Source organism: Variovorax sp. P4_D9 (assembly GCF_056401695.1).
Window position 1 is genome coordinate 21,929 of sequence record NZ_JBFUIU010000028.1, and the last position, 7,175, is coordinate 29,103.

The following is a 7,175-nucleotide window of genomic DNA, read 5'->3' on the forward strand; positions in this document are numbered from 1 at the left end:
CACGAACAGGCGTACGCTACGCGYCGCCGAGAGAACTGGGACGCGGGGATGTATCGATTGGCCGGCCCTGACACGAAGTACGGGCAACCTTGGGCTTAGCCGTGACCTCAGCCGTGTATGCGGTGGTGGGTGCGAGGCTCCATGGAGCCGGGGAGCCCGCCCTTGAACAGGCGGTTGATCTGGCGCATCTGGCGCCGGGCAGCGACTTCGCCATCGACGGCACTGAGTGCGGTCAACACATCCTGGCGCAGGTACCACAGGGCTTCGAGGTCGCCGGCGAAACGCACGCGTTGGGCGACGCGCTGTATCGTGTGGCCGCCATGTACCTGCAGCAGTGACAGCATGGCCGTGCGGATCTGCCCCATCTGGCGGTCCGCGGAACGGCGAAAGCCGAAGCCGGGGAGAGACAGAAAGCGAAGGAGACTGCTGGGTGACACCATGGGAGTAAGGCGTGTGGCCAAAACCTTGACAGGTGCTACGTTAAGGCTGGCCCAGGAGCCACACAAGCGTAGAAACATCATTTCATGTTCAAAAACAACATACTTCACGAATCTGCTCAAGAACTGGTTTAACAAGTTGATACCTTAGTTCTCATTTCTAAGTCAAAACGAAATTTGCCTCGTGTGTCTAAATGAAAAAGCAACAGCTTGGCGCGCCAGCGACCCGATTTGAGCTTTCGGCGCCGTGTTTGGTCCCTGCTTTGCCATAATCGAAGGGCGAGAGCTACCAAAAACTGCACAACATGGGCGCCAATTCCACTGTCGTATTTGCCGATCTGACGGGAAGTACCAGAGTCTTCGAGGCTATGGGGAATGCGCGCGCCACCGAAACGGTGACGCGGTTGACGCAATGGATCGGCGGCGTGTGCGAATCCCATGGTGGTCGTGTCGTGAAATCGCTGGGCGATGGCGTGTTTGCGATATTCGCGGAGGGCATGAGCGCGACCCGCGCCGTGGTTGAAATGCAGCGCAACCACCAGAAGCGGCTCCAGACCTGGCCGGCGCCCTTGCGCATGGAGCTGCAGATCGGCGTGGCCAGCGGGGAGGTCGTCGAGGTCGATGGCGATTGCTACGGCGATGCGGTCAACCTGGCCTCGCGCCTCAGCGACCTGGCCGGGCCGGGGCAGATCTGGGCCACCGAATCGGTCATCGAGCAGTTGCATGGCGGCGAGGTCCGCCATCGCAGCCTCGGGCCGATTAACATCCGGGGCAAGAACGAGATGCCGGTGGTGCACCGGATCGATTGGCAGGACGAAGTGTCCGAGTTCCTGACGATGCCGGCGTCGCTGGTGCAGCAGCCGCGTGGTCCCGACTCATCCTTTGGCCAGATCGAACTGGCCTGGCTCGATGTCCGCTCGATGTTCAGCGCCTCCGATCTGCCGATCCACCTGGGCCGGGTCGACGAGGCGCAGTTCGTCGTCAACGATCCGCGGGTGTCGCGGCTGCACGCGCGGATCGAGGCCCGGCAGGGCAGTTGCGTGCTGGTCGATGTCAGCACCTACGGGACCTGGGTCCGTTTTCACGGCACCGCCGGGGCCAGCGGCGAAATCGCGCTGCGGCGCGACGAATGCGTGCTGCACGGCAGCGGCGAAATCGGACTGGGCGCGCCGCTCAGTGATTTCAGCGCGCCGACCATCTCGTTCAACACCACCGGCGGCAACGTGCTGCTGGCGCGGCGCGACCTCCGCTAAGCGCTTACCAGGGCGGGCTCGACGGGGCGCAGCACGCGGCCGTCTCCAATGAACGATTCACCGACCAGCATCTTGAAGCTGGCGCCGGGCAGAAGCCTGGGCAACGCGAGCTGCGGCGCAAGGAATTCCACTTCAAGCGCCTGCGTGCTGCCGCGCCGAAAGCTCCGATCCGGCTGCACCCACCAGCGGGCCGAGAAGGCCTCGTTGCCGACCACGAGCGCGCAGCGGTGCTCTCCGGCGGGCACCGGCACGTCTTCGGCCGGCAGCATCGGAGGACGCAGCGTCAGCTCGACCAGCAGCTGCGGCTCGAATGCGCTCCGGTTCTCGAAGGGCGACCCCTCAGGCGCCACGGGGCGTCGAAGACGTGCGATCAGCCAGGAGATGACATTGCCGATGATCGGGATCCACAGCAGCATCAGCAGGGTGCCGATGTCCCGCGTCGTCGAGCCCGGCAGCGCCAGCTGGCGCATGATCGCGCCGCCGACCGCCACGCACAGCAGGATGATCACGATGAGCTTGCGTCGGGACTGGATAGTCGTCATGGGGGAGGGCGATTTCGGCCGTTGAAGAGGGCCGCCTAGCTTAACGGCCCGGCCGCCGGCACGACGAAACACGACGCAAACCCCCACTGCAAGTTTCGCAGGCAACGGAGTCGCATCCCGCGTGGGGCCATGCTTCGCGCATGGCCGTCCAGGCACTTCACACAGTGTTATCCACAGAAAGCCGGAACAAGTCCGGCCCCCCGCGTCAGCTGATCAGCTGGTTCTTCAGCGCGTAGTAGGTGAGATCGCTGTTCGAGGCCAGGTTCATCTTCTCCATCAGCCGGCTGCGGTAGGTGCTCACCGTCTTTACCGACAAGGACAGAYGCTCGGCGATACTGCCGGCGGTCTCGCCGGTGGCCAGCTTCAGGAAGACTTGGAATTCACGCTCGGAGAGCTGCTCGTGCGGGGCCGCGTCGGTGTTGCGGTCGAGCTGGCGAGCCAGCAGTTCGGCCACGCCCGGGGTGATGTAGCGCCGACCGAGCGAGATCGTGCGGATTGCTTCGACGATTTCCTTCGGCTCGCATTCCTTGTTGAGGTAGCCGCTCGCGCCCTGGCGGATCAGGCTCATCGCGTAGTGCTCCTCGGGGTAGCCGCTCAGGATCAGGATGCCGGTGTCGGGCGCCTTGGCGCGCACCATGGCGATGGCATCGATGCCGCTCTGCCCCGGCATCGACAGGTCCATGACCAGCACGTCGATCTCGTGGTTGCGCACCAAGTCGATGGCTTCGCGCCCGCTGGCGGCCTCGCCGACGACGCGCAAGTCCACGTGCTGCGAAAAGAAGTCGCGCAGCCCCGAGCGAACGATCGCATGGTCATCCACGATTCCGATCTTGATCATCGATTTCTCCTCAAGTTTTGGGGTACGAGGAGCATGCGGGCAAGGGCGGCCGCTTCACGTCTGCCGACGGCCCGAACACGCGTAGGAGATATGCGTGTGCATGGCGGTCCATCGGATGACGCCCGATCGCGCGGACTCAGCGCAGCAGTGCGAAGGCGGCGGCCGCGGCGGCGATGCCGCCCATCACGAGCAGGGTCTTGGAGAAACGCGGTGCGCGGTTGGCCCGATAGTCTTCGAGACGGGCCGGAAGGGTGCGCACATCGTCCATCGACCCCTGAGGGCTCAAGCGGTCGTCGGCCTCGATGGCGCTCAGGATCGCCGATAGAACGGCCTGGCTCTTGTCGTCGTGCTCATGGGCGCTCGGGGTCTCGCCGCGGGCACGCTGCACATGGGCCATGAAGAGCTTGCCCTTGGCGGAAAGGCCGATGTCCTCGCCGCTCGAGGCGAGCAGACCCTGCTCCAGCAAGGCATCGAGACCGCGCCGCACCGCAGGCCGCTCGTTCACCGGCACGCTGGCCTGCAGCCCGGTGCGCGAGGTCTTGCCGCCACCCGAGACGGCAGAGCGCTGGCGCACCAGCGTGATCAGCACGCCCGTGAAAGTCTCGCGGTCTGAAAGTGCTTGTGTCATGGCTACAGGATTATTCCTTCGAACGCGAGGCGGCGCGATAGGGTAGCTGCTGACCTTCGCGTCGCCGGGCCGTACATCGGCGCCGCCATAATCGGTCGATTCAAGTCCTTGTCCTATTCTCTGGAAGCATTGCGAATGTCCACTGTCATCCCCGCCACCCTGATTCCCGGCGACGGCATCGGCCCCGAGATCGTCGATGCCACACTCGCCGCCCTCGACGCCTTGGGCGCGCCTTTCGAGTGGGACCGCCAGCTCGGCGGCCTGGCCGGCGTGCAGGCGGCCGGCGATCCGCTGCCTTCGGCCACCCTTGACAGCATTCGGCGAACCCGACTGGCCGTGAAAGGGCCGCTCGAGACGCCATCGGGCGGCGGCTACCGATCATCGAACGTGCGCCTGCGCGAGGAATTCGGGCTCTACGCCAACCTGCGGCCGGCACGCACCCTCATTCCCGGTGGCCGCTTCGACAACATCGACCTGGTGGTGGTGCGCGAGAACCTCGAGGGCCTCTACATCGGCCACGAGCATTACATTCCGATCGACGGCGACCCGCATGCGGTGGCCATGGCCACCGGGATCAACACGCGGCAGGGCAGCCGGCGGCTGCTCGAATATGCCTTCGAGACCGCGATCGCGACCGGCCGCAAGAAGGTCACGATCGTGCACAAGGCCAACATCATGAAGGCCCTGACCGGCATCTTCCTGGAGACCGGGCTCGACCTCTATGAACGCAGGTACAAGGGCAAGTTCGAGCTCGACACGGTGATCATCGATGCCTGTGCCATGAAGCTGGTGCTGAATCCTTGGCAGTTCGACATGCTCGTGACGACCAACCTGTTCGGCGATATCCTCTCCGATCTGGTCGCCGGTCTCGTGGGCGGCCTGGGCATGGCGCCGGGCGCCAATATCGGCGCCGACGCCGCCATCTTCGAGGCGGTGCACGGCTCGGCGCCCGACATAGCGGGCAAGGGCATCGCCAACCCGACCGCACTGATGCTGGCGGCGGCCCTGATGCTCGACCACTGCAAGCTGCCGGATCTGGCCACGCGCCTGCGCCGGGCGATCGACGAAACGCTCAACATCGACAAGGTGCGCACGGGGGACCTGGGCGGCACTGCGGGGACGGCCGCCTTCGCGAAGGCCGTGGTGGGCCGGATCGGGGGCGGCTGAGCACCACCCGGAACGCCACGCGGTCAGGGGACCAGCGGCTGCTTCAGGATAATCCGCGTTGCTGGCTGTCTTGTCTTTGAAGCCTTGTAGCTGATGTGCCGAGACGGATGCCTGTGTAGGGAGGGTGGCCGTACGGGCCGGGGTTGCCAGCCGAAAAGAAGGCCAGGGATTTGACGTGCGCCGAAGGCGAGGGGACATCTCTTGCACTGGCCTTGTCGCCATGGTGGGGAATGACAATTGCGTCATAGGGCGTCCGGACGAACCGGGCGATGGCCGCGAGGCCATCCGTTTTCATTCGGCTGTACACATAGTCGCCCGCAAGCAGCGCCTTCTTCCCAGCGATTTCCACTTCGCAGACCAGGCACTCTCCATTGCGGTCCGAGTGCTTGGACCGGCTCCTGTAGACCCTCAGTTCGTCGCTTGCGGCCCCGAGGGTCGTGGCGAGCGAACCCTCGCTGCTGACCTTGGGCTTGATGTGCTTTGATTTGAGTGCGAGCGCAGGCTGGCCCGACGGAAGCACCACGTCGCTGACCATCGAGAGCAAGGAGGAGTTCCACTCGAGCAGTCTCCAATGGTCGGAGTCGAGATGCGAGATGATGGCTTTGGTGCTCGTCACCGAAGCAGCGGCGGAGAGTTTCGTCTTGAGGTCGTTCTGCAGGGCGTTGCGTTCCTTTCAGGCTTTGCCGGTTATGCTTCCTCTTGAATGGCATGCCAGCCCCGACGTCGATCAGTTGGGCGTCGAATTGTCCAAGCAGCAAGCTGCACATGCCTTGTCCCGTTTCGAATGCCATCAGCTCGAATGCCGTTCCGGAGAGCGATGTCGGTGCGGCGTACGCGGGTGGAAACTGAAGGCTCGGGCCCGGGACGACCCGAACGGATGTGATGCCGATGTACGTGGGGTCTGAATCGGTGAACAGTTCGTAGGCATAGCTGCGAGGCGTCGGAATTCCTTGCCGGATATACGTCAGTTCGCGAGCCACAGCTCATGAAAATTCGACGGGAAATTGGGCTGGGGCCAAATTCGACCGTCAAAGGCTAGAGGCAACCCCAGCACACCGCGAACCCGATGTCGCTCCAATGCACATCGATGGCATAGGTCGAGCAACCTGCGGTGGTGTCGAACGCGGCGGTCGCAAAATCGTTCGGCGAGACCCCGGCCAAGCGCACGCAACACTCGTCTGGTGCGTAACCCTGGATGGTCAGAAATTTGTCGATCTGGGCAAACATCCTTCCGTCCGGAATCATGGTGCGCCTTGCTCATCGCTGGTTTTCGCGAAGCAGAGTCAATCTAGCACCGGGAGGAGGTCAGCAGGGGGTCTCAGGGCAGAGTCGCGATCTGGGGGCTCCTGCTTCTGATGTCGTTGATTTAACATAATCAACATTGTGTTATCCAAAGATGTAGGCCCCAAATAGTAATGTCGTGTTTTGACCAAATAGAAATGTCGCATTGTTGTCCCGGTCCAGCTCCTGGATCCGAGGCACAGCGATGGCAACACCGGCGGCACCTATCACCATGTCGATGCGCGAAGCCGATCGCCTCAAGACCATCCAGGCCGTGGTGGACCGGATGGCGCGCGTCGCCGCGCAGCGGCTCGGCCTGAGTCGACGGCAGCTCGAGCGTCTGGTCCAGCGGTACAAGGACGAAGGCGCTGCCGTGCTTGTTTCGCGCAAGCGAGGCCGATCCAGCAACCACCAGTTGGCGCCGGGGGTCTCGGACCGCGCGATCGGGCTGATCCGGAAGTGTTACGCCGACTTCGGGCCTACGTTGGCAAGCGAGAAGCTCTCCGAACGCCATGGCCTGACACTTGGTGTTGAGACCGTGCGGACGCTGATGACGGCCGCGGGTCTGTGGACACCGCGCGAACAGCGCGCGGCCAAGATCCACCAGCCCCGCAACCGCCGCGCATGCGTCGGCGAGCTGATCCAGATCGACGGCAGCGACCATGCGTGGTTCGAGGCCCGGGCGGGCGCCTGCACGCTGCTGGTGTTCATTGACGATGCCACAAGCCGGCTGATGCAGCTGCATTTCGTGCCGACGGAATCGGCGCCGGCCAATCGCAAGCTGATGCATCGCTACATCGATGTGTTCGAGTACCCGGATGGCCGGATCGAACTGAGATCCGATGGTGCCAATCTGGCCTACGAGCGTTACGACCGACTGCCGCAGGTGGACACAGCCGCCATCGTCGAGAACAAGCGCCTGAGCCACGCCCTGCAGGCGGCACTGGTGATCCAGGCACAACGTGACGATCGCCGCATCTCCAACACTCCCTCGCGTACGAATCAGGGCCAGGCGCCCTACCCCAGGAA

At 63.9% G+C, this 7,175-nt stretch carries 9 protein-coding genes; 3 read left to right on the forward strand and 6 right to left on the reverse strand.

The genetic code is table 11. The annotated features are described in order from the left end of the window. Positions 1–107 precede the first annotated feature (107 nt). Entirely contained in the window at positions 108–440 is a 333-nt protein-coding gene (locus tag AC1DY5_RS05400) for a hypothetical protein (RefSeq protein ID WP_478109374.1), read from the reverse strand. Between the two features lie 302 nt (positions 441–742). On the opposite strand from AC1DY5_RS05400, the gene AC1DY5_RS05405 reads away from it, so the two are divergent. After that, a complete protein-coding gene (locus tag AC1DY5_RS05405) occupies positions 743–1,690 on the forward strand; it encodes an adenylate/guanylate cyclase domain-containing protein (RefSeq protein WP_478109376.1) in 948 nt (315 codons plus the stop codon). On the opposite strand, the gene AC1DY5_RS05410 is transcribed toward AC1DY5_RS05405, so the two are convergent. The 3 genes from AC1DY5_RS05410 to AC1DY5_RS05420 all read right to left on the reverse strand — a co-directional run bounded on the left by AC1DY5_RS05410 (position 1,687) and on the right by AC1DY5_RS05420 (position 3,698). Next, positions 1,687–2,232: a hypothetical protein gene (locus tag AC1DY5_RS05410; protein WP_478109379.1), complete on the reverse strand. Its 546-nt coding sequence runs from the start codon at positions 2,230–2,232 to the stop codon at positions 1,687–1,689. The genes AC1DY5_RS05405 and AC1DY5_RS05410 overlap by 4 nt on opposite strands. Positions 2,233–2,437: 205 nt before the next feature. After that, complete coding sequence (locus AC1DY5_RS05415; RefSeq protein WP_478109382.1) at positions 2,438–3,070, reverse strand: response regulator; 633 nt, start codon at positions 3,068–3,070, stop codon at positions 2,438–2,440. Between the two features lie 136 nt (positions 3,071–3,206). Further along, a complete protein-coding gene (locus AC1DY5_RS05420) occupies positions 3,207–3,698 on the reverse strand; it encodes a hypothetical protein (RefSeq protein ID WP_478109383.1) in 492 nt (163 codons plus the stop codon). Positions 3,699–3,833: 135 nt separating this feature from the next. On the opposite strand from AC1DY5_RS05420, the gene AC1DY5_RS05425 reads away from it, so the two are divergent. Further along, the gene (locus tag AC1DY5_RS05425) at positions 3,834–4,865 is read left to right on the forward strand and encodes an isocitrate/isopropylmalate dehydrogenase family protein (protein ID WP_478109385.1); all 1,032 of its coding nucleotides are present in this window, start codon (positions 3,834–3,836) and stop codon (positions 4,863–4,865) included. A gap of 43 nt (positions 4,866–4,908) precedes the next feature. On the opposite strand, the gene AC1DY5_RS05430 is transcribed toward AC1DY5_RS05425, so the two are convergent. Both AC1DY5_RS05430 and AC1DY5_RS05435 read right to left on the reverse strand, forming a co-directional pair. Further along, positions 4,909–5,481, reverse strand: a complete 573-nt coding sequence (locus AC1DY5_RS05430; protein ID WP_478109387.1) for a ComEC/Rec2 family competence protein — start codon at positions 5,479–5,481, stop codon at positions 4,909–4,911. 419 nt (positions 5,482–5,900) lie between these two features. Next, on the reverse strand, positions 5,901–6,092 hold the full coding sequence (locus AC1DY5_RS05435) for a hypothetical protein (protein WP_478109388.1): 192 nt from the start codon (positions 6,090–6,092) through the stop codon (positions 5,901–5,903). 259 nt (positions 6,093–6,351) lie between these two features. Between AC1DY5_RS05435 and AC1DY5_RS05440 the strand changes: the two genes are divergently transcribed. Continuing rightward, positions 6,352–7,175: helix-turn-helix domain-containing protein (locus tag AC1DY5_RS05440; protein ID WP_478109390.1), on the forward strand; the 824-nt coding region annotated here is incomplete at its 3' end.